The organism is Paenibacillus sp. N119s, from assembly GCF_059447605.1.
In genome coordinates, this window is sequence record NZ_JCAJRU010000382.1 from 1 (window position 1) to 2824 (window position 2824).

At 48.1% G+C, this 2824-nt stretch carries 2 protein-coding genes; both read left to right on the plus strand.

Features of this window, described 5'->3' with window-relative positions:
* Window positions 1–862: ROK family protein (locus AC5V8P_RS24895; RefSeq protein ID WP_495473991.1), on the plus strand; the 862-nt coding region annotated here is incomplete at its 5' end.
* A gap of 25 nt (window positions 863–887) precedes the next feature.
* The gene (locus tag AC5V8P_RS24900; protein WP_064795663.1) at window positions 888–2513 is read left to right on the plus strand and encodes an FAD-dependent oxidoreductase; all 1626 of its coding nucleotides are present in this window, start codon (window positions 888–890) and stop codon (window positions 2511–2513) included.
* The last annotated feature ends 311 nt before the right edge of the window (window positions 2514–2824 follow it).

Sequence of the window (2824 nt, forward strand, 5' to 3'; positions counted from 1 at the left end):
GGACGGATCAGTAATTGACGAAATTCGAATGGATACGGATGCCTCTAGTGGACGTGAATGGGTATTGTCGCGTGTGACTGAGTCCGTATACAGACTGATGCCTTCTCATGGAGATACCAGTGTGGGTACCCCAGCAGATATAGTCGCTTTAGGCATTGCTACTGCTGGCAGGGTAAATGTGGAGAGCGGTGAAATTGTGTACGCCACTGATAACCTCCCCGGCTGGCAGGGAGCATCCTTGGTGAGCTGGGCGAGAGAAAAGCTGGCTTTACGTGCGGTTGCTGATAATGATGCGAACGCTGCGTTACTTGGAGAAGCGTGGCTGGGGGCAGGGAAAGGCAAACAGCGCTTGGCTATGCTCACCTTGGGAACTGGGGTCGGCGGCGCATATATGGAAAATGGCCTCTTGTGTAGAGGAGCTCACTGGAGCGGTGGCGATTGGGGGCACAGCATCTTATTTCCTGGAGGCCACTCCTGCAACTGTGGAAAAAAAGGATGTGCCGAGCAATACGTATCGGGTAGCGCCCTGTTACGCCGTGGCAGTGAATACACCGGAACATTGTACCGTTCGGGGAGCGAGATTGTGAAAGAGGTCGCTCAAGGCAACCTGAGGATAATTCAGGCGCTAGATGACTACACAGCAGCTTTAGCTGTGCTTCTGGCTAATATTTCGGTGACTCTTGATCCTGAGCTGATCATTGTTGGGGGAGGAGTAGCAGATGCTGGAGAGGTTTGGTGGCCCTTGCTGGAAAAGCATATTGCTTTATTGGGAGTTCAGACAGAAGTCAGTCGGGCAATGTTGGGGAATCGCGCTGGGTTCATCGGCGCTGCCAGGCTTGCTTTTGAAATGACGGAATCTTAGAACAAAAATGAAAGGGGAACGAACCATGACGCAAAAACGGCTTGATGCCGATATTGTTGTGATTGGCGGAGGTCTGGGGGGGACAGCAGCAGCCTTAGCTGCGGCAAAAGCTGGTATGAGAGTCATCGTAACAGAGGAGACGGACTGGTTGGGAGGGCAGTTAACTTCGCAGGCTGTTCCCCCGGATGAGCACCGCTGGATCGAACAGTTTGGTTGCACAGCAACATATCGTCAGTTCCGCAATCGTGTGCGTGACTACTACCGTCAGAACTATCCGCTAACCGAAGAAGCTCATAATGATCCCCTTCTTAATCCAGGAAACGGCTGGGTAAGCCGTCTGGCCCATGAGCCACGGGTAGCTCTACAGGTGCTTGAGGATATGCTTGCTCCGTATCTGAATACGGGACGTGTTCGTGTATATTATCACACCGTGCCTATTGCTGCTCATACCGATGGAGATTGTATTACTTCTGTGACCGTTCGTACCTCGCATAATCCTGATCATAAGAGTGGTCTCAGAGTGTTGCATGGTACGTTTTATCTGGATGCCACAGAGTGTGGTGATCTCCTTCCTATGGCAGGTGTGGAGCATACGAGTGGAGCAGAATCACAGGCAGCAACGGGGGAGCCACATGCACTGGAGTGCGCCAACCCTCTTGATATGCAGTCTGTCACGCATGTGGCGGCTGTAGACTACATTCCCCAGGAAAGCTTCATTATAGAGCGACCGCAACAATATGACTTCTGGAGAAATTACATCCCTTCTTTTTCCCGGTTTCCGATTTTAAGCTGGTTTGCTACCGATGCAGATGATACCAGTAAACTAAAACAGTTCACATTATTCCCTAACGATCAGGGCATTGTATCCTTGTGGGATTATCGTCGTATCGTAGATCCCTCTATATGGAGCGTACCGCTAAATGATGGCGAAGTAACTCTTCTAAACTGGGCGCAAAATGATTATTACCTAGGACCCCTGATCGGTGTCGCTGCTGAGGAGCAGGCGAGACATCGCGAAGGAGCACGTGAGTTGACCCGCTCATTAATATATTGGCTTCAAACCGAAGCTCCTCGGTTAGATGGAGGATTCGGCTACCCGGGAATTCGACCACGAGGTGATTATCTTGGCACTTCTGACGGGCTGGCTAAAACGGCCTATATTCGTGAGTCGCGTCGAATTAAAGCCGAGTATACAATTTCCGAATTTGATGTAAGCCGTGAACTTCGGGGGGAAGAGGGACCCAAACGGTACTCAGATAGTGTAGGAGTGGGAAGCTATCATTTAGATCTTCATCCGACCACGGTATCCCAGCGTACCTTTTACATCCCTAACTATCCTTATGAAATTCCATTGGGCTCACTTATTCCTGTGAGGGTACGTAATTTGCTTCCAGCTTGCAAAAATATAGGTATGACTCAAATAGCCAATGGTTGCTATCGTCTGCATCCTACAGAGTGGAATATAGGAGAATCATCGGGAAGCTTGGCGGCTTACTGTGTCTCTAACGGGTTATATCCTATTGAAGTGAGCCGGTCAGCAGAACATCTTGGACGCTTTCAAAATATTCTTCTTCGTCAAGGTGTGGAGCTGCACTGGCCAGCAGAAGTGTTCGAAGCAGAGGGAGTTACCAGCCAATCAAGGGGCAGCTAGCCCCTTGATTGATTTATGAAGTGAAAATGAGCGGATTTATTCTGAAAATAAAATAAAAAAAGTGCTTGCTAAGTTGCTAAGGGATATGATATATTATTTTAGCTGACAACAAAACAGCCGTTTCAAAAGAAAATAACTAGGGCGAAATAATCTTCGTAAAAAAAGAAAAAATAACCCTTGCATTTTTGGAACGAACATGATATGATCTTATAGCTGCTGAAAAACGCAGTGAAGAAAAAAGTTTGATCTTTGAAAACTGAACAACGAGTGAGTAAATTGATTTTGTTCGCAAAATCAAACATGAGATATTT

Coding starts and splice junctions, on each gene's coding strand:
- AC5V8P_RS24900 (WP_064795663.1), top strand. CDS start 888: ATGACGCAAAAACGGCTTGATGCCGATATTGTTGTGATTGGCGGAGGT.